Origin of the sequence: Arthrobacter globiformis (genome assembly GCF_030817195.1) — a bacterium.
Lineage (GTDB): Bacteria > Actinomycetota > Actinomycetes > Actinomycetales > Micrococcaceae > Arthrobacter > Arthrobacter globiformis_D.
Window position 1 is genome coordinate 5,032,506 of sequence record NZ_JAUSYZ010000001.1, and the last position, 19,300, is coordinate 5,051,805.

The window sequence follows — 19,300 nt, forward strand, 5'->3', positions numbered from 1 at the left end:
CGTGAGGGCCCACGTGAGCGACCTCGAGGTGTCCGTGGTGGTTCCTGCGCGGAATGCAGCCCGTTGGCTGGGCGAATGCCTGGAATCCATCCGAGCCGAAAAACCGCGGGAGATCATCGTGGTGGACGGCTGCTCCACGGACAACACGGTCGAGATCGCACGGTCCATGGGCGCCCGCGTCATCTCGGACGAAGGCCGCGGGCTGCCGGCAGCGCGGATGCTCGGCGTCAAGAACGCCCGCTCCGACCTCGTTGCCCTGATCGATGCCGACGTCGTCCTGCCGCCGGGCGCCCTGGGCGGGCTCCTGGATGAATTTAAGGCCTGCGGCTACGACGGTCTGCAGTTCGGCCTGGTCAGCGAAGCGGACGGCCCCGGGTACTGGGGCGCGGCCCTGGCCTGGCACCACATCAACAGCCGGGTCCGTTCCTGGTTCGGCGTGTGCGCCACCCTCATGTGCCGAAATGTCCTGCTGTCCGTGGCGTTCGATGACACCTTCCGCTCGGGTGAGGACATCGAGCTCAGGATCAGGCTCGAAGAGGCCGGCTACCGGCTTGGCGTTTCCAGCACCACCGCGGTGCGGCACCGGTTCATGGACTCGTTCGACGCCGCCCGGGACCAGTGGCTCCAGGACGGCGCCGGGCTGGCCCGCACCGTCCGCAAGCACCCCGGCCGCGCCGGATGGCTGGTGCTGCTGCCGCTGCTGGCGACCATCCGCGGCGTCGGCTTGTCGCTGCTGCATGCGCCCCGGTTCCTGGCGTACTGGGCCTGCTTCCTCGTATACAACTACAGGTCGATGTTCGGCGAGCTTATGCGGCCGTCCGGCGCCGGACTGTCCGTGGGCGGGAACGCGGCCTGGCTGACCGCCGCCCGGGTGGCCCCGATGGCCACCGGTTTCCTATTCTGGGCGCTGGCGGCGATCATGCTGCCGCCAGCGCAGCTCGGCATGGGTTCCGCCGTGGTGGCCGCAGCGCTCCTGACCGTGCAGCTGGGGATGTTGGGAGTGGGGCCGGCCACTCTGACCCTGCTCCCCGAACAGTCCGACGGCGGCCGCCGGCTGGTTGCCAGCAGCCTCCTCACCGTCGGGGTTTCCACCGTGATTTTGTCCGGTGCCGTGGCAGGGGTGACCTACGCGCTGGGGTCCGGTGTGGGCCTGGCCTGGAACGATCCCGTCCTGACCGGGTTGTTCGCCGCTACGGCCGTGTTTGCCGCGGCCGCGTACCAGCTGGACCATGTGGGCGTGGCACAGGAACGCTCCGACCGCACCCTGGTTAGGAGCCTTGCCCAGAGCGTGGTGCAGCTGGCTGTGCTGGCCCTTGCCCTCGCCGGCGGAATCCGGGAAGTGGCAGTGGTGGTCGGGGCGGTGGCCGCCGGAGCCCTGGCCAGTGTGGTCCTCGGGCTCCGCCAGCTCCAGCGCGCCAAGGTGTCACCCGACTGGAAGCACGGGTTCCGCGTCGGACCGGCCCTGCGGCTGCTGAAGCCCGGCCTGCCGAACCATGCGCTGATGCTCGCCGACCGCGCCCCCGGCTACCTCCTGCCGTTGATCGTGGCCGCCGTCCTCGGCCCGGCCGCCACGGCATCCTGGTACATGGTGTGGATGATGGCGTCAGCGATCTTCTTTGTGCCCCAGTCCGCCGGGTTCTCGCTGCAGACCGCACTGGCCGGCGACAGGTCACGTCCCGGGCTGGTCTCGTCGGCGCTCAAGGCCAGCCTCGGCTTCACGCTGGCCGCCGCTGTGATGTTGCTGGCCGCCGGCCCCTTCCTTCTTCGCTTCCTTGGCCCGGAATATGCCGCCGCCGCCATCCTGCTTCCCGTCCTGGTGCCGGCCCTGCTGCTGGGCTGCGTCACCCAGGTCTACTTCGGCCTGTGCCGTGCCCGGGGCCGGCTCGCCGAAGCTACGTCGGTGGCGGTGTCCGCAGCCGTCCTCATCGTGGTCCCGGCCGCCTTCGCCGCCCAACAGTTCGGCCTCACCGGCGTCTCGGCCCTCTGGTCCGCCGCTCAGGCCGCCGCAGCCCTGGTGGCCGTCTGGCGCCTCAGGATGCTGACCACCGCAATGCCCGCCGCTGGACCGGTCCAGGTTGCATCAGCGGTCCTTAACCAGCCGACCGAATTCGAGAAGCCATGACACCTGAACCCACCTCCACCGCACCGGCAGCGCCACCGGCCCCTCCGACGCCGGCGCCGCCCTCGCATGCCCCGCACCGGCACGCCGAGCCAAAGCGCGGCGAAACGCAGCACGGCAGCGGCCACCACGACGCTAAGCACGGTGACACTAAACACGGTGACACCAAGCACGGCGGGCACGCCGAAATCAAGCACAGCGGTGCCAGGCGCGGCGGGGCTGAACCGCCCGCCGTCGTCCGTCATGGCCCCACGCCGCCGTGGAAACTGGTGGCACTGGCTGCTTTGGCAGCCGCTGCCCTGGCCCTCGGAATCTGGAGCCTGCTGAGTGTGGATACGGCGCGGATTGGCGGGACGGGGCTCGTGGAGGCGGTGCCGCCGGCCTTCTTCGTAGCCATCTTCCTCAGCCTGACCGGGTTCGTGGCAACGCTTAACCTGCGCCGACACACCCCGGTGCTGCTGGCCACCCAGGTGCTTGTCCTCGTGGTGATCCTGCACGCCGCCGACCCCATCGTCCACGGCCTGCCCCGGCTGACGGCCAGTTACCGGCACCTTGGCGTCGCCGACTACATTGCCAGCTCCGGGCAGCTGGACACGAGCCTCGACGCCTACTTCAACTGGCCCGGATTCTTTTCTCTTCTGGGGCTGCTGTCCGGTGCCACCGGCGTCGGGGACCTGATGGGGATCGCCACGTGGGCACCCCTTGGAATGAACCTGCTGCTGCTGGCGCCGCTCCTGGCCCTGGCCAGGCGGCTTACCTCCCACCCCCGGCAGGCATGGGCCGGCGTGTGGCTCTTCTACCTGGCCAGCTGGGTGGGGCAGGACTACCTCGCGCCGCAGGCCTACGCCTTCCTGCTCCTGGTCACACTGGTCGCATGCCTCCTGAGCGCCTTCAGCGGCTGGGCCTGGCCGACCGGCAGCAACCGCTTCACGCGGTTCCTGGCCCATCATGTGACCCGGCTTGATCCGACTGTCCCACACCAGGGCATGTCCAGCCCGCCGCCGGCGGACACCGCAATCCTGCTGGTCATCAGCGCCGGCCTCCTCGTGGCCATGACGGCCTCGCACCAGCTCACACCCTTCGCGGCCATCCCGATCCTCGCCGTGTTCCTCCTGAGCGGCCGGCTCCGGATGCCGTCCCTGCCGATTCTTGCAGCGGTGCTGTCGTCCGGGTGGCTCGTGTTTGTGGCGAGCGACTTCTTTGACGGCCACCTGGCCCAGCTGTTCGGATCGTTCGGCGACGTCGAGGGCCACACCCTGGGGGTCGTGACGCAGAGGGTTGGCGGCAGCGACCCCCACGTGCTGGTGGTTTACACCCGGCTGGCCGAAGTGGCCCTGGTTTGGCTACTGGCCGCACTCGGGGCCTTCATGGCGCACCGGCGCCGCACAGCCTGGCTCACCGCGGCGCTCGGGGCACTTGCTCCACTCACCCTCATTCCCGGCCAGCCTTACGGCGGCGAACTGCTGCTCCGCCTGTACCTGTTCAGCCTGCCGTTCGCCGCCTGCCTCGCCGTACTGACGCTCCTGCCGGACCGTCCCGGCGGTCCCGGCTGGCGCCGGGCGTTTGCGCTGCTGGTGATGGGAGCCGTCCTTGCATCCACCACCGTGGTCAGCCGGTACGGCAACGACAGCATGGAAAAGTTCACGCCGGACGAAATCTCACTGGTCAACCAGCTCTACGCGACGGCGCCGGCGGGATCGGTCCTCATTGAGGTGGTGCACGACACTCCGTGGAAGTTCCAGAAGTACGCTGACTACGACTACCGCGCCCTGCTTCTGGCCGAGCCGAGGCCTGGCGCGGGACCGCTGTCCTGCGATCCGGCCAACAGGATCGCCGAGCAGTCAGGTGCCTACCTGATCGTCACCACCAGCCAGAAGCGGGCCGCGGACCTGCTCGAAACAACACCCCCCGGGGACATTGACCGCTTCATCGCCACCTGCGGCAGTTCGCCGGGCTGGTCGAAGCTGTTTGAGAACACCGGTGGCGTGGTCTTCCACATTCAAGGAGCAGGCAATGGCAATTGATCGTAAACACATCGCTTGGGTGGTGGCCGCCGTCGCCGTCGCCGCTGTGCCGCTGTCGTTTTTCGGTCCGGAGGGACTGCGGATGGTGGTCATCGGCCTCCTGATGCTCGCCGGACCGGGAACGGCGCTGGTGCTCTACATTCGGCTCGGCTCCGCCGGCACCGACGCCGACGGTGCCGACGGTGCTGGCGCCCACCGCTCGGCCGTGCAGAGCACCCTTCCGCTGGCCATCTCAATCGCCGTGGCATCAAGCCTGGCCCTGTCCACGATCGTGGCCACGGCCATGGTCTTTGCCCGGATGTGGTCCCCGCCGGTGGCAGTGCTGATGCTGTCGCTCATCACCCTCCTCCTGCTGGCCCTCGGAGCCAAGAGGTTCCCGGTCTCTGCGGCGGGTGCATCATGATCATCTTTTTGGCTGGTCTTGCCACCGTCGTGGCGGTGGTCACGTGTGATGCCTTGCGCATTGTTCGGCCGGATGCCCCCCTGCCGAAAGCCGCGGTGTACGCCGCAGCGGCTCTCCTTTCCCTAATCTGCGTTTCGCTTCTGACCAGGCTGATCCAACTGCTTTGACGGCGTTTCGCTCCTGGCCGGCCTGCCCGGCTGCTGGACCGGGACCGGCACGCGGTGCCGGTGCACCCCCGAACCGAACATGATAGTGAGGACTACCAAATGAGCAAGCTGAAAAAACTAGGTACTCTGGGCACCATCGGCGTCCTGGTGACGGGCGGGCTGATCCTCGGCTCGTCACCTGCCAATGCGGTGACCTGCACCAATTCCAAGACGCTGCCAACAAACTCCCTGACCGGCACCACGGTAACGGCCACGAGCTTCGAGGCAGCTTCCTTCTCCCCGTTCGTCGCCACCACGGCGGGCACCGGAACGGCAACCGTCAGCACGTCGCAGCGTGTGTCCGGTACCTGTTCCGCGAAGCTGCACGTGACCTCGGACTCCGGTTCGCTGGCCAAGCTGTCCCTCTCCCTGGGCTCCGCCGTTAAGAAGGCCAACGCCGACGGCTGGTTCAATATCACCAGGGCGGGACTCACGGGCAACGACGTCCCCTACCTGCGGTTCTTCACGAACGGCACGCGGATCGCGGACATCTACCGGTACAACAGCAACGGCCAGCTGTGGCTGCGCATCACGGCGCCCAACGGCACGTTCTCCTACACCAAGCTGAAGTCCTCCACCATCCCGCTGAGCACCTGGCACCGGGCCCAGATGGAGGTCACGGCCAACGGCAGCGCCTCCACCGTCAAGGTGTGGTTTGACGGAGCACTGGAGTTCTCCAGCAGCGCCGTGAACCTCGGCGTCTCAAGCCTCACGCACGTGCAGCTTGGAGCGGAGCACTCCCGCCAGATGGGCGACGAATACATCGACAACGTCATCGTCAAGAAGACGTCCTAGCTGCAGCGGGCACGTTTACGGCACGGCAGGCGGTGGCCGGTAGTACGCCTGCCGTGCCGTTCTGTGCTCTGCGGAGCGGGCGCGTGCTGCGCGGGCGCGGACTAGACTCTCCCCCATGGCCGTCTACCTCGATCCGCCGCTCTGGCCTGCCCACGAAACACTGTTTTCGCACCTGATTTCGGACACTTCCCTGGCGGAACTGCACGCCTTCGCCGCCGCCGCGGGCATCCCGGAGCGGGCATTCGACGGCGACCACTACGACGTTCCGCAGCGCCGCTATGACGATCTGGTGGCCGCCGGTGCCATCCCGGTGGAGGCCCGGGTCCTGGTCCGTAAACTCATCGCCAGCGGGCTCAGGATCCCGGCCCGCAGCCGAACCAAGTCCCTCAAGACTCCGCTGCTCAACCGTTGGAACATGGTGATGCCAGGCCATGACGCCCTGTTCCTGGACCTGCTGGACCGCTGGAGCGAGAGCCACCGCAGGTACCACGGCTGCACCCACCTGCTCGCCGTGCTCGAAGCCCTGGACCTGCTCACCGCACCCGCCCGGCCGCCGCGCACCGTGCTGCTGGCGGCCTGGTTCCACGACGCCGTCTACCGGGGAGTCGCCGGCGAGGACGAGGAGGAATCCGCCCGGCTCGCCGAGCTCAGGCTTGGCCAGGCCGGCCTCCCGCAGGCCGACGTGGACGAAGTGGCGCGGCTGGTCCGGCTCACCTCGGATCACCGGCCGGAGGCAGGGGACGACGACGGCGCACTCCTCTGCGACGCCGACCTGTCAGTTCTGGGCGGAGAACCGGAGCCGTACGCCCGGTATGTGGCTGCGGTTCGGGAAGATTATGCGCACATCGGCGACGCCGATTTCGCGGCCGGAAGGGCCGCCGTCGTCCGCCAGCTGCTGGCCCTGGACCCGCTCTTCCATACGGAGCGGGCCCGAAGCCTGTGGCTGGACGCCGCCCGGCGGAACCTGCAGGGCGAACTGGGTCAGCGGTAGGCGGTGATGAACGGCCTGTCCGTGGGCACGATCTGCTTGCCCAGCGGCATCAGCGAAACCGGGATCAGCTTCAGGTTGGCGATGGCCAGCGGGATGCCGATGATGGTCAGCGCCATGGCGACGGCCGTGACGACGTGCCCAATCGCGATCCAGATGCCGGCCACCAGCAGCCAGATCACGTTGCCGAGCAGCGAAAACACACCGTTGCCGCCCGGCTTATCCACCACCATCCGCCCGAAGGGCCACAGGGTGTAGGACGCAATCCGGAAGGAGGCGATACCCCACGGGATGGTCACGATGAGCAGGCAGCAGATAACGCCGGCGGCGAAGTAACCAAGCGCCAGCCAGAAACCGCCGAAAACCAGCCAGATGATGTTCAGGAGTGTCTTCATCCGTCCATTCTGCCGGTCGGGGAGCCTGAAGTGCCTCGGGATCTGCCCTGATTTAACCCTTAACCTTCAGCGGGCGGACCTTCGGCTCTGGCAACATCAGCCCCTTGGCTCAGGCGCGGGACCCCGGCAGCCGCGACCAGCAGCGCCAGGAGCCCAAGGCCCAGCGGGAGCGAAGCGGCGGTGGCCACGGCACCCACCAGGAGCGGGCCGCCGGCGTCACCGAGTTCGCGTCCCAGCTCGGCCGACCCCATGGTCCGTCCCATCCTGTCCTTCGGCGTGCTGTCCGCCAGATGCGCAAAGCCCAGCGGCGTGGCCGCGCCGACGCCGGCGCCAATGACCGCCGCGGCGATAAAGATGGTGGCCGGCCCCGGGGCGACGGCCACGAGGGCGACCCCCGCGGCGGTGAGCAGCAGGCCCGTGCGCATCCCGCCGGCGTCGCCGATGCGGTGCATGTCGCGCATCGCTCCGATCCGCGGCTGGACCAGCAGGGAGGCGACGGCCAGCACGCTGACGGCGGCGGTGCCTGCCGCCGGGTCCAGGCCGTGTTGCACGGCCAGGGCCGGAAGGAACCCGATGGCCGCCCCCATGGCCGCCATCGATGCTGCCAGCACCAGGGTGGGCACCAGGAACCGGCGCTCGGCAACCTGCCGGGCCAGGTCCAGGACGGTGTACCGCTGGCGCGGCAGCGGCGGCAGGTGCGGCACGGCCAAAAGGACCCAGACGGCGGTGGCCGCGGCAAGTACTGAAAGAGCACCGAACAGCAGCGCAAAACCACCGGCGGCTATCAGTGCGGCACCGAGCAGAGGGCCGATCACATACCCGAGGCTCTTCCAGGATCCGTACCTGCCGAAGAAGGTTCCGGCATTCTTCCCTGCCGACAGCCGGGCCACCATCGCCGACGACGCCGGGGAGAACGCCGAGGCGGCGGCGCCCTGGCCCAGCCGGGCCAGGCCAAGCAGCAGCGGATCGGCCGCCCACAGCCCGATCAGGGACAGGACGGCAAAGCCGATGAGCCCGCCGACGATGACCGGTTTGGCGCCGATCCGGTCGCTCAACGCGCCAAAGACGGGCTTGAGGAACACCTCGGAAATGTCGTAGACAGCCAGCAGGATGCCCAGGTTCAGCAGGGTGAGGCCGATGTTGCCGCTCTGGGCGCCCATGCCGGCGGCGATGCTGTGCGCGCCGAACGCGGTCACGAATCCGGCAGCGTAGAGGGGCGCCGCGGGTGTCCGGGCGCGCATCGCCTGAGTCACGGGACTGTGCATGTTGGGGTCATGGGGCTGTGCAGTTGGGTCACGGGCAGCTTGGCGGTCAGCCTTTGGCTGCCGTCACGAACGCCCTGATCTTTGCCAGGTCCTTCACTCCCCTGCTTTGTTCGACGCCGGAGGAGACATCCACACCCCACGCCCCCGCGTCGCGCGCGGCCTGGGACACGTTGGCGGGATCAAGGCCGCCGGCCAGGAGCCACTGCCGTCCCTCCAGGCCCTTGGCGCGAACGGAGCCGTAGTCCCAGGCCTCGCCGGAACCGGGCACCGCGGCGTCGATGAGCAGCAGTTCCTCGCCCCAGTCGGCAAACGCGTCCGATGCGGCGCCCATGGTGACGGCGCGGATGACTTTCATGCCGGCGTCGTGCGCTGTTTTTACGTCGTCCGGGGTGCGCTCACCGTGGAGCTGGATCCAGCTCAGCCCGGCGGCGCGGGCGATGGCCACGGCGTCCACGGCCGGTTCGGTACGGAAAACGCCGACGGCGGCCACACCGTCGGGCACGGCCTTCACGAGCTGCGTGACCTGCGCTGGTGACACCACCCGGGGGCTGGCTGTCAGGACAAAGCCGACCGCGTCCGCTCCGGCCTCCACGGCTTCCCGGACTGATTCGGGCGTGCTCAGGCCGCAGACTTTGACGAACATTTACCGGCTCCTTGTAGTTGTACGCGTCGCCCACGACCCGCAGCGATCCGTCGCCGACTTTACGCGGGGAAGGAGGGCGCGGGCAACGCCCGGATAGGCTGGGCTGATGCAGATCATCCGCTTCGCCGACCTCAAACCCCAGCCCTGGCGCAACGGCGGCGGGGTCACCCGCGAACTGGCCAGCCATCGCGGCCCGGCTTCATCTGCAGACGGGGCATGGGACTGGCGGGTCAGCATCGCCGACGTCACCGGTGCCGGGGAGTACTCCGCTTTTCCGGGGATGGAACGGGTGCTGACGGTCGTCGAGGGCGAACTGCTGCTGCTGGCCGTGGACGGGACCGAGCACCCGCTCGAAAAGTACCGGCCCTTCCGCTTCCCCGGCGGCGCGGCTTCCTCCTCCGCCCTGCCCACCGGGGACGTCCGCAACCTCAACGTCATCACCCGCGACGGGGCCTTCAAGGCGTACACCTCGATCGTTGAGCTGTCCAAGAAGCGCGCCCATCCGGTGTTTGAGGGCCAGCTGGGCATCCTGCTGCAGGGACAGGCCGCGGTCAGCCCGGGGAATGCAGGCAGCCCCGGAGGCGCCGGGGCGGACGCTGAGTCCGCCAGCGGCGGGCAGGACGCACCTGTTTCACTCGGCCGCTACGACGCCGTGGTGGGTTCGGACAGCCACCCGCCGGAAATCCTGGGCCGCGGGTTCCTGGCCGTGGTGTCCATCGATCCGGTGACCGACTAAGCAGCTCTGGTCCCAGCGAGTGCCGGAACCTAGACTCGGTGCCATGACCAAGTCAAAATTCAGTGACCTCCTGCTGCTCCAGATCGGCAACGAATTCGCGGCCTCACAGCAGTACATTGCCGTGGCGGTCTGGTTCGCCAACCAGGACCTGCCACAGTTGGCCAAGTACTTCTACCGGCAGTCGGTGGAGGAACGCAACCACGCCATGATGATGGTCCAGTACATGGTGGACCGCGGCGTTTCGGTTCCCATTCCTGGTGTTCCCTCTGTCCGAAACGACTTCGCCTCGGTCACGGACCCGCTGGCACTCGCGCTCAAGCAGGAGAAGGAAGTCACCCGCAGCATCGAAAGCCTGTTCCGCGCGGCCAGGGCCGAGGACGACGCGCTCGGCGAACAGTTTATGCTCTGGTTCCTCAAGGAGCAGGTGGAGGAGGTCGCCTCGATGACCACCCTCCTGAACATCGCCGAGCGGGCGGAGAACAGCTTCGACATCGAGAACTTCGTTGCCCGGGAAACCATCGGCAACGGCGGCCGCGATTCCGGCGCACCGGAAGCGGCCGGCGGCTCCCTCTGACCTGGCTGCCCTTTAACCCGGGCGCCCGCTGGTGGTGAGATTTGCCACCAACGGTGGCCGCCGCCGTCGGGCGTTGCTATGGTAATTGCCAAGGTCCCTTTCCCGGACCTCCGGACGACGGTTCAGTACCCGGTGCGCGACAAGACTGGCCAAAGGATCTGTCATGTCGTGGTTCATCCTCATTCTTTCCGGCGCCCTCGAGGCGGTATGGGCGGCAGCGCTGCACCGGGCGTCCCAGTCTTCGGGCCGGCGCCGTGCCGCAGCCGGGGCCATCTTCCTCGTCGCGGTGCTGGCCAGCACCGCAGGCCTCGGCATCGCGATGCAGTCCATTCCCACCGGTACCGCCTACGCGGTGTGGGTCGGCGTGGGCGTCGTGCTGACGTCCGCCTACGCGATCGTGGCCAGAGTTGAACGGCCGACGGCGGCGCGGCTCCTGCTGCTCGCCGGTATCGCCGCATGCGTGGTTGGCCTGAAGGCGGTGGCCTGATGCTCGCGAAGCCTGCCACTGCCTGGATCATCCTGCTCGCCTCCGCCGTCCTGGAAGCCGTCTGGGCCACGGCCCTGGGCCTGTCCGACGGCCTGACCCGGCCACTGCCTACCGTTGTTTTCGTGGTGACGGCCGCACTCAGCATGCAGGGCCTGGGCATGGCGGTGAAGCACATCCCGCTCGGCACCGCCTACGCCGTCTGGGTGGGGATTGGCGCGGCACTGACGGTCGGCTGGGCCATGGCCACCGGCGTCGAGCCCTTCAGCCTCCTCAAGGTGCTGTTCATCGCGGGGATTGTGGGATGCGCGGCCGGGCTGAAGATGCTGCCGGCGGCCCCTGCCCGTCGGCGCGGGGCTGATCCGGCTCCCTAGACTGTCTCATCCCTAGACTGGGCTCATGGACACGCTCATTCACTCACTTCGGGACATCACCATCCGCCGGATCTCGGTCAGCGAGATGGACAACAACGTGTATCTGCTGACGGCCAAAGAGTCCGGTGCGCAGCTGCTGATTGACGCCGCGGACGACCTGCCGGCGATCCAGGGCCTGCTGGCGGACGCCACGGCGGACACGTCCGGCGAGCCGAAGCTGGCACTCATCGCCACCACGCACCAGCACTGGGACCACGTGCGCGCCCTGCCGGGCCTCGTCGAAGCCACCGGAGCCAAGACCGCTGCCGGCACCGACGACGCCCCGGAGCTGCCCGTGACGGTGGACGTGCTGCTGGATCACGGCGACGTGGGGAACTTCGACGGTTTCGACGTCACGGCCGTCCACTTGCGCGGCCACACCCCCGGTTCGGTGGCGCTGGTCTACCGGGACCCGGGGGGACCTGCCCACATCTTCTCCGGTGACTCGCTGTTCCCCGGCGGTGTGGGCAACACCCAGAAGGACCCTGAACGGTTCAACCAGCTGCTGAAGGACGTCACCGATCGGATCTTCGACGTCTACCCGGACGACACTGTGGTGCATCCGGGCCACGGCAAGCCCACGACGCTCGGCGCAGAGCGCCCGCATCTTGAGGAGTGGCGCGCCCGCGGCTGGTAGTCCCCACCGGCCCCGCTGCGATTCGTGCTTTGCGCTACGCAAAATGCCGCACGCTACGGGAATTCCCGTAGCGCACGGCATTTTGCGTGTCGCCAGCTACCTAGCGGCCGCGGCGCTCGTTGGATGCGGGGGCCGACGCGCGGCGCGGGGCCTTCCGGGCCGGACGGCCGTCACCGGAGCGGCCGCTGCCGCCCGCGGAGGAAGCGCCTGCGTAGGATCCGCCGGACGTGCCGCCGGTGGTGGAGGACCAGACCGCTGCGTTGCCGCCGGTCTTGCCGGCTGCTGCCCGCTGGCCCGTGGCCGGACGCCCGTTCCGCTGGCCGCCGGTGCTCGGGCGGCCGGTGCCGCCACGGGGAGCTTCGCTGCGGGTGAAGCGGGAATCGCCCCGGCCCTCTGCCGCACGCCCATCCGAACCGCGGCCAGCCGACGAGCGGCCACCAGCTGCCGGGACGTCGTTGCGGTGCGTGCTGGCGGCAGTGCCGCGGCCACGGGCGTTGCGGCGGGCTGCCGCAGCCGCAGTGGCGCGGTCCTCGTTCTGCTCAGCGACGCGCTCTACAGCATCGCGGGCAGCTGCGCGGCCACCGTAGGCCGCCGCCCGGCGTTCAGCGCGGGGCAGATCCGTGCGGGGAGCCTCGGCGGAAACCCGCCCGCGGCCGCCGCGCCCGCCCCGGCCGCCGGCCGTGGGTGATGCCTGGCGGCGTGCACGCTTGCGCTCGGCGTTGGCGCCGGTAGAGGTGCCGCCGCCCTGGTTGGCCTTGGCGGCGAGCAGCGCGGCGCGGGTCCGGGGGTCCACCTTGTCGGCAATCGCGCCCACCAGATCGGCAACGATGGGCGAGCTGGCGGTGACCCGATCGAAGCTGACGTCGACGCCCGCAGCCTTCATGAGCTTCCTGACGTCCGTCTGCTGCTCGGGCAGGGTCAGCGTGACCACGGTGCCGTCGGAGCCGGCACGGGCGGTGCGGCCGGAGCGGTGCAGGTAAGCCTTGTGCTCGGTGGGCGGGTCGACGTGGATGACCAGTTCGACGTCGTCGACGTGCACACCGCGGGCGGCGACGTCGGTGGCCACCAGGACGCGGACCTCACCGGAGGAGAACTCGGCGAGGTTGCGGTCACGGGCGTTCTGCGACAGGTTGCCGTGCAGGTCGACGGCGGGAATCCCGGCATCGGTCAGGGTCTTGGCCAGCTTGCGGGCGTGGTGCTTGGTCCGCATGAACAGCACGCGGCGGCCGGCGCCGGAGGCCAGTTCAACGATCAGCTGCTTCTTGACGGTCTGGTCGTTAACTACCAGCACGTGGTGCTCCATGGTGGTCACCGCGGCCTGCGGATCGTCCACGGAGTGGGTCAGCGGGTTGGACAGGTAGCGCTGGACGATCTTGTCCACGCCGTTGTCCAGGGTGGCGGAGAACAGGAGGCGCTGGCCCTGGCTGGGGGTCATGTCCATGAGCTTCTTGACCACGGGCAGGAAGCCGAGGTCGGCCATGTGGTCGGCTTCGTCCAGCACCGTCACCTCGACGGCCTCGAGGGTCAGGATGCGCTGGCGGATCAGGTCCTCCAGCCGGCCCGGGCAGGCGATGACAATGTCGACGCCGGCGCGCAGCGCCTTCTCCTGGCGCGCCTGGGAGATGCCGCCGTAGATCACCGTGGTGTTCAGTCCCATGGCCTTGGCCAGCGGCTCGATCGTGGCGTTGATCTGGGTGGCCAGTTCACGGGTGGGTGCAAGGACCAGGCCCATGGGGCGGCCGGGCTTGCGGAAGTACGGAGCCTCGCGCTCGGCCAGGCGGGCCACCAGCGGGATGGCGAAGGCGATGGTCTTGCCGGAGCCGGTGCGGCCGCGGCCCAGGACGTCGCGGCCGGCAAGGGGTGTCGGGGAGGGTCTTCACCTGGATGGGGAACGGGGTTTCGATGCCCTGGGCGGTGAGGGTGTCGGAGAGTGCCTTGGGCGTGCCGAGGGCAGCAAAAGTAGTCATATGCGTTTATCAGGGTCTTTCAGGCGGTATCCAGCGGATATCGGCCCCCGACGCCGGTTGGCTCAGGGGGTCGCCGAAGAAAAGTCAGGTGGTCAACCGGGCTGCTGCCAGTGTTCAAACAGCGGCCGCCGGGACCAATAGCGTTCATCGACGCAGGATGTGCCTCTCACATGAAAAAAGCCCACCAGCGGCGGGCATCACTGCACATCAAGTCCCACCAGTCTACCATCAGCGCCCGTCAGGCCCGTTCCGGCACCTTTTCGGCCCGTTTCCCGGGCCCTTTTCGGGCCCTTAACGCCTTCGACCGGGGTCGCAGGTGGGGGCAGTTCAACCCTTCGCAGCACCGCCCCAGGATCGTGATGCAGCTCACCGACGACAGTGGACGACATTTGGGACTGGCATGCTGGACATATGTCGAAGACTATTGCGGCGTTTCGCACCACCTGCGAATTTCCTGCCGGCGGGCCAGATTCCCAGCTGGACTGCGGGAATGCGCTTTTCCGGCCCGGCGACTCCGCCCGGCGCGGGGGCATCCTGCCTGCCCGCCGTCAGGAGGCGTGGCCGGCAGGCGCGCACTTGGCGCGTTCCGCCGCTCATAGTCTTAACACCATCCAATTGTTAGTTCCGTCACATCCTGGGCGGACCGACGCGGCCGACACGGCGACCTCCCGCACGTGCCGGCACCTGTGACAAGGAAGAAGACTTGATGTCTGAACGCACCACCAGCATTTCCGTTCAACCCTCCACAGAACGTGCTGAACCCGGCCAGAGCAGGGAACCGCACCTCGCCCGCGGACTTGGCAACCGCCACATTCAGCTTTTGGCTATCGGCGGCGCCATCGGCACCGGCCTGTTCATGGGCTCCGGCAAGACCATCTCCCTTGCCGGCCCGTCCGTCATCTTCGTGTACATGATCATCGGCTTCATGCTGTTCTTCGTCATGCGGGCCATGGGCGAGATCCTGCTCTCCAACCTGAACTACAAGTCCTTCAGCGACTTCGCCGGCGACATCCTTGGCCCCTGGGCAGGCTTCTTCACCGGCTGGTCCTACTGGTTCTTCTGGGTGGTGACGGGCGTGGCCGACATCGTGGCCATCGCCGGCTACGTGGACAAGCTCGCTCCGGGCACGCCCCTGTGGATCCCGGCACTGATCACGCCCGTGGTACTCATCCTGCTGAACCTCCCCACGGTCAAAGCCTTCGGCGAAGCGGAATTCTGGTTCGCCATCATCAAGGTGGTGGCTATCCTCGCCCTGATCGCCACCGGCGTCGTCATGATCGCCACCAACTTCACCTCGCCGAGCGGCGCGGTGGCCAACCTGGCGAACATGTGGAACGACGGCGGCATGTTCCCGCACGGCATGTTCGGCTTCATCCTCGGTTTCCAGATCGCCATCTTCGCCTTCGCCGGCATCGAACTCGTGGGCACGGCGGCTGCCGAAACCAAGGACCCGGAAAAGAACCTCCCCCGGGCCATCAACTCGATCCCGATCCGCGTCCTGCTCTTCTACGTGGGCGCCCTGGTGGTCATCATGGCCGTCAACCCGTGGCGCAGCATCGATCCCGCCAGCAGCCCGTTCATCGGCATGTTCACCCTCGCCGGCCTGGGGGTCGCCGCCGTCGTAATCAACCTGGTGGTCCTGACCTCAGCCGCCTCCAGCGCCAACTCGGGCATCTACTCCACCTCGCGCATGGTCTATGGCCTCGCGCAGGACGGCAACGCCCCGAAGGCCTTCGGCAAGCTGAGCTCCCGCAAGGTTCCGCAGAACGCGCTCCTGTTCTCCTGCATCTTCCTGCTGGCAGGCCTGGTCCTGCTGTACGCGGGCGACTCCGTGATCGGCGCCTTCACCATCGTCACCTCCGTGGCATCGGTGCTGACCATGTTCGTCTGGTCGATGATCCTCATCAGCTACATCGTGTTCCGCCGCCGCCGGCCCGAACTGCACGAGGCCTCCGCCTTCAAGATGCCGGGTTCGGCCTTCATGCCCTACGTGGTCCTGGCCTTCTTCGTGTTCATGCTCGTGGCGCTGGCCCAGGCCGAGGACACCCGCCTCGCGCTGGTTGTCGCACCGGTGTGGTTCCTGCTGCTGGGCGCCGCCTGGTACTTCAACCGGCAGACGCCGCTGCAGCAGGCCCGGATCGAGGAATGGAAGGCCGACGGCACCAGCGTCCCCGCCGCCACCGGCGCCACCCCCTAATTCCGCACGAAAGAAGCCGCGCGGCGGGGCACCGAGGTGTCCGGCCGCGCGGCTTTTCTGTGCCCGGTTCTTTGCGCTGTTTCCTGTGCCAGCTCCAGGACCGATAGACGGTGAGGAAGGTGTCATGCGGAAATTACACAGGCCGCCGGGCGCTGTAACACGTGCGGCGAAGGATGGACTCATGCCGGGCTGACGGCAGCAGCCGCAGCATCCCTCCGCCGAAAGGATCCGAACCGTGATCTTGAAGAACATCTTCCTTCAGGGCATCTTCCCGTTCGACGGTGCGGGGCTTGAGAAAGCCGTGCCCATCCACAGCCAGCTCTCCCATTTCGTCCCGGACGGCGTGATCAACCAGACCCTTTATTTCCGTGGCGGCAACTCCTCCGCGGAGCTGATCACTGTGGTGCTGATGCGGGACGGCGTGCCCATGCGGTACTTCCCGATTGCCGCCAAGGGCGACGTGCACGTCCCGCTCCGCGTTGTGGAGGACATCGACGGCGGCTCGCTGATCGAGCTGAGGCTCCTGGCGGACACTGGGGTCAGCGGATCCGTAGTGATCGACATGGGCATGGTGGAGCACTGATGACCGCCCTCGCCAGCCGCTCCGGGCGGAGCACTCCGGGTGATACCCGGCGCCGGCTTGTGGTGATCGGCAACGGCATGGCCGGCGCCCGCGCCGTCGAGGAAATCCTGGCCCGCGGAGGCGCTGTCCAGCATAGGATCACCATGTTCGGCGACGAGCCCTACGGCAACTACAACCGGATCATGCTCAGCCACGTCCTGTCCGGCGAGGAGGACGCCGGCGGCATTTTTCTGAATTCACTGGACTGGTACCGGGAGAACGACATCACGCTGCACGCAGGGGTCCGGGTCGACAAGATCGACCGCTTCGCCAAGCTGGTGTTCTCCGACGACGGCCGGGCTACTCCGTACGACGTCCTCATCATCGCCACCGGAAGCCGCTCGTTCATGCCGCCGGTCGAGGGCCTGTACACACCGGGCGGACGGCTGCTGCCCGGGGTGTTTGCCTTCCGGACCATCGATGACACCCGCGGCATGGTGTCCTACGCCCAGCAGGACCACCGCCGCCGCGCCGTCGTGATCGGGGGCGGACTGCTGGGGCTGGAAGCCGCACGGGGGCTGCAAAGCCATGGCGTCGACGTCGACGTCGTCCATTCCGGCCGGCACCTGATGAACGCCCAGATGGGGCCCGACGGCGGAGCGGTCCTGCGCCGCAGCGTCGAGGCACTGGGCATCCGGGTCCATACGAGCAGCCGGACCACCGCCATCCTGGGCGGCGACAGGGTGCGCGGCGTCCAGCTGCGGGACGCGCCGGACATCGAATGCGACATGGTGGTGGTGGCCGCGGGAATCCGCCCCAACGTGGAGGTGGCGGTGACCAGCGGTCTGCCGGTGGAGCGGGCCATCCTGGTGGACGACCACATGCGCGTCCCGGATGAGGACGAGATCTACGCCGTCGGTGAATGCGTCCAGCACCGCGGCGAGGTGTATGGCCTGGTGGCGCCGCTGTGGGAGCAGGCCGCCGTGCTGGCCGACCACGTCACCGGGGCCAACCCGAAAGCAACCTACCTGGGCTCGCGCACCGCCACAAAACTCAAGGTGGCCGGCGTCGACGTCGCATCCATGGGGCTGCAAGCCCCGGAACGGGACACCGACGAGCACGTGGTGTTCTCCGAGCCCAGCCGGGGCGTGTTCAAGTCCATCGTGATCCGCGACAGCAAGATCGTGGGCGCAACGCTGCTCGGGGACAGCCGAAAGGTCGCCTACCTGACGCAGGCGTTCGACCGCGGGCTGCCGCTGCCCGAGGAACGGGTCTCGCTGCTGTTCGATCTCGGCGGCCCGGATGAGGAAGCGGGCGTGGCCGAGCTCGACGGCGACGCCCAGGTCTGCAACTGCAACGGCGTCAGCAAGCAGGCGATCGCGGACACCGTGAGGGGCGGCTGCACCACGCTGTCCGGCGTCATGGACGCCACCCGGGCCGGCAAGGGCTGTGGCTCCTGCAAGCTGCTGGTCCGGCAGGTGGTGGAGTGGGCCGCTGACGGCGCCGTCGAGGAGGACCCGGCGGCTGCCTACTATGTTCCCGGCGTGCCACTGGATAAGGCCGCGCTGATGGCGGCGATCCGGGAGCAGGGGCTGCGGTCGGTGTCTGCCGTGTTCGCGGCGCTGGCTCCGGGCGGCGCCGAGGACTCGAAGTCGAAGATGGGCCTGGCGTCCCTGCTGAAGATGATGTGGGCCGGTGAGTACATCGACGAACGCGATGCGCGGTTCGTCAACGACCGCGTCCACGCCAACATCCAGCGCGACGGCACCTTCTCGGTGGTGCCGCAGATGAAGGGCGGGGTGACCTCCCCGGAGCAGCTCCGCCGGATCGCCGACGTCGCGGACAAGTACAACATCCCCATGGTGAAGCTGACCGGCGGTCAGCGGATCGATCTGCTGGGTGTTCCCAAGGAGGACCTGCCGAAGGTCTGGGCGGACCTGGACATGCCGTCGGGCTACGCGTACGGCAAGAGCTTCCGGACCGTCAAGACCTGCGTGGGGCAGGAGTTCTGCCGCTTCGGCACGGGTGACTCGACGAAGCTGGGCATCGAGATCGAGTCGCGGTTCCAGGGCATCGAGTCACCGGCGAAGCTGAAGCTCGCGGTGTCCGGCTGCCCGCGGAACTGCGCCGAATCGCTGGTCAAGGACGTGGGCGTGGTGGCGGTCGACGGCGGACGCTGGGAAATCTACGTCGGCGGCGCGGCGGGCGCCCACATCCGGAAGGGGGACCTGCTGGCGACCGTGGACGATCCCGAGACGGTGAAGCTGCTGGCCGGGCGGTTCATGCAGTACTACCGCGAGCGCGCCAACTGGCTCGAACGCACGTATTCCTTCGTCCCGCGGGTGGGGATCGAGCACCTGCGGGCGGTGATTGTCGACGACGCGGAAGGCCTGGGCGCGCAGCTGGACGCCGCCATGCAGGAGTCGGTGGATGCCTATGTTGACCCGTGGGCCGAGCGCAACGACCCCTTCACCCCTGGCCAGTTCCGCACCTCGCTCCCGCTCGAGGTGCTCCCCCAGGTGCCGGTCCGATGAGCGCCGAACTTTTCAACGACCGGCAGGCCGGCGGGCTACACATCCTTGGCCCGGTGGACCAGATCCCGGTGGGCGAGGGGCGCGCGTACGGCGTGGCCGGGGAACAGGTCGCAGTGTTCCGCCTGCGGGACGGTTCACTCCGCGCGGTGTCCGCGGTCTGCCCGCACAAGGGCGGCCCCATCGCCGACGGCACCATCGACCGGACCGTGGTGATGTGTCCGCTGCACCAGCACGCGTTTGAGCTGGAAACAGGCTGCTCCACCACAGGCGCCGGCCCGCTGCGCAGTTATCCGGTGTTCGCGGACGAATCGCAAAACATCATCGTGCGGCTCCCCTGACACTCTCCCCAACTGACTCG

General features: G+C 68.2%; 17 protein-coding genes, 1 pseudogene and 1 riboswitch. Of the genes and pseudogenes, 14 read left to right on the forward strand and 4 right to left on the reverse strand.

Annotated features, from left to right (window positions below; translation table 11 throughout):
* Position 1: 1 nt before the first annotated feature.
* The 5 genes from QF036_RS23130 (at position 2) to QF036_RS23150 (ending at position 6,538) form a co-directional block, all read left to right on the forward strand.
* The gene (locus QF036_RS23130; protein WP_307105500.1) at positions 2–2,122 is read left to right on the forward strand and encodes a glycosyltransferase; all 2,121 of its coding nucleotides are present in this window, start codon (positions 2–4) and stop codon (positions 2,120–2,122) included.
* Positions 2,119–4,143: a hypothetical protein gene (locus QF036_RS23135; protein WP_307105502.1), complete on the forward strand. Its 2,025-nt coding sequence runs from the start codon at positions 2,119–2,121 to the stop codon at positions 4,141–4,143. The genes QF036_RS23130 and QF036_RS23135 overlap by 4 nt, the downstream gene beginning before the upstream one ends.
* Positions 4,133–4,546, forward strand: coding sequence for a hypothetical protein (locus tag QF036_RS23140; protein WP_307105503.1), 414 nt, complete (start codon positions 4,133–4,135; stop codon positions 4,544–4,546). Before QF036_RS23135 ends, QF036_RS23140 begins: the two co-directional genes overlap by 11 nt.
* A 266-nt stretch (positions 4,547–4,812) precedes the next feature.
* Positions 4,813–5,547, forward strand: a complete 735-nt coding sequence (locus QF036_RS23145; RefSeq protein WP_307105504.1) for a hypothetical protein — start codon at positions 4,813–4,815, stop codon at positions 5,545–5,547.
* A 115-nt stretch (positions 5,548–5,662) separates the two neighbouring features.
* Positions 5,663–6,538, forward strand: a complete 876-nt coding sequence (locus tag QF036_RS23150; protein ID WP_307105506.1) for a DUF4031 domain-containing protein — start codon at positions 5,663–5,665, stop codon at positions 6,536–6,538.
* Here the strand turns inward: QF036_RS23150 and QF036_RS23155 are convergent.
* The 3 genes from QF036_RS23155 to QF036_RS23165 are packed head-to-tail and all read right to left on the reverse strand — an operon-like array spanning position 6,529 to position 8,838.
* Complete coding sequence (locus tag QF036_RS23155; protein WP_307105508.1) at positions 6,529–6,930, reverse strand: YccF domain-containing protein; 402 nt, start codon at positions 6,928–6,930, stop codon at positions 6,529–6,531. The genes QF036_RS23150 and QF036_RS23155 overlap by 10 nt on opposite strands.
* A 59-nt stretch (positions 6,931–6,989) precedes the next feature.
* A complete protein-coding gene (locus QF036_RS23160) occupies positions 6,990–8,195 on the reverse strand; it encodes an MFS transporter (protein WP_307105510.1) in 1,206 nt (401 codons plus the stop codon).
* A 46-nt stretch (positions 8,196–8,241) separates the two neighbouring features.
* A complete protein-coding gene (locus QF036_RS23165) occupies positions 8,242–8,838 on the reverse strand; it encodes a phosphoribosylanthranilate isomerase (protein ID WP_307105511.1) in 597 nt (198 codons plus the stop codon).
* Positions 8,839–8,944: 106 nt separating this feature from the next.
* Here QF036_RS23165 and QF036_RS23170 point away from each other — a divergent pair, with 106 nt between their 5' ends.
* The 5 genes from QF036_RS23170 to QF036_RS23190 all read left to right on the forward strand — a co-directional run bounded on the left by QF036_RS23170 (position 8,945) and on the right by QF036_RS23190 (position 11,682).
* Positions 8,945–9,574 carry a HutD/Ves family protein gene (locus QF036_RS23170; RefSeq protein WP_307105513.1) on the forward strand — a complete coding sequence of 210 codons (630 nt, stop codon included), beginning with the start codon at positions 8,945–8,947 and terminating at the stop codon, positions 9,572–9,574.
* A 43-nt stretch (positions 9,575–9,617) separates the two neighbouring features.
* Positions 9,618–10,148, forward strand: a complete 531-nt coding sequence (locus tag QF036_RS23175; RefSeq protein WP_307105515.1) for a ferritin — start codon at positions 9,618–9,620, stop codon at positions 10,146–10,148.
* A gap of 88 nt (positions 10,149–10,236) precedes the next feature.
* Positions 10,237–10,302: riboswitch (guanidine-III (ykkC-III) riboswitch) on the forward strand.
* 9 nt (positions 10,303–10,311) lie between these two features.
* A complete protein-coding gene (locus tag QF036_RS23180) occupies positions 10,312–10,635 on the forward strand; it encodes a DMT family transporter (RefSeq protein ID WP_307105517.1) in 324 nt (107 codons plus the stop codon).
* Positions 10,635–11,006 (forward strand): DMT family transporter, encoded by a 372-nt coding sequence (locus QF036_RS23185; RefSeq protein WP_307105518.1) that lies wholly within the window; start codon positions 10,635–10,637, stop codon positions 11,004–11,006. The genes QF036_RS23180 and QF036_RS23185 overlap by 1 nt, the downstream gene beginning before the upstream one ends.
* Before the next feature lie 25 nt (positions 11,007–11,031).
* Positions 11,032–11,682, forward strand: coding sequence for an MBL fold metallo-hydrolase (locus tag QF036_RS23190; RefSeq protein WP_307105520.1), 651 nt, complete (start codon positions 11,032–11,034; stop codon positions 11,680–11,682).
* A gap of 100 nt (positions 11,683–11,782) precedes the next feature.
* Here the strand turns inward: QF036_RS23190 and QF036_RS23195 are convergent.
* Positions 11,783–13,649, reverse strand: a pseudogene (locus QF036_RS23195) (DEAD/DEAH box helicase).
* Positions 13,650–14,355: 706 nt separating this feature from the next.
* Between QF036_RS23195 and cycA the strand changes: the two are divergent.
* The 4 genes from cycA to QF036_RS23215 all read left to right on the forward strand — a co-directional run bounded on the left by cycA (position 14,356) and on the right by QF036_RS23215 (position 19,280).
* Positions 14,356–15,846 (forward strand): D-serine/D-alanine/glycine transporter, encoded by a 1,491-nt coding sequence (cycA, locus tag QF036_RS23200; protein ID WP_307105522.1) that lies wholly within the window; start codon positions 14,356–14,358, stop codon positions 15,844–15,846.
* Between the two features lie 235 nt (positions 15,847–16,081).
* Positions 16,082–16,429 carry a hypothetical protein gene (locus QF036_RS23205; RefSeq protein ID WP_003803084.1) on the forward strand — a complete coding sequence of 116 codons (348 nt, stop codon included), beginning with the start codon at positions 16,082–16,084 and terminating at the stop codon, positions 16,427–16,429.
* Entirely contained in the window at positions 16,429–18,942 is a 2,514-nt protein-coding gene (gene nirB / locus QF036_RS23210; protein WP_307105525.1) for a nitrite reductase large subunit NirB, read from the forward strand. The genes QF036_RS23205 and nirB overlap by 1 nt, the downstream gene beginning before the upstream one ends.
* On the forward strand, positions 18,939–19,280 hold the full coding sequence (locus QF036_RS23215; protein ID WP_307105527.1) for a Rieske (2Fe-2S) protein: 342 nt from the start codon (positions 18,939–18,941) through the stop codon (positions 19,278–19,280). Before nirB ends, QF036_RS23215 begins: the two co-directional genes overlap by 4 nt.
* Positions 19,281–19,300: the final 20 nt, after the last annotated feature.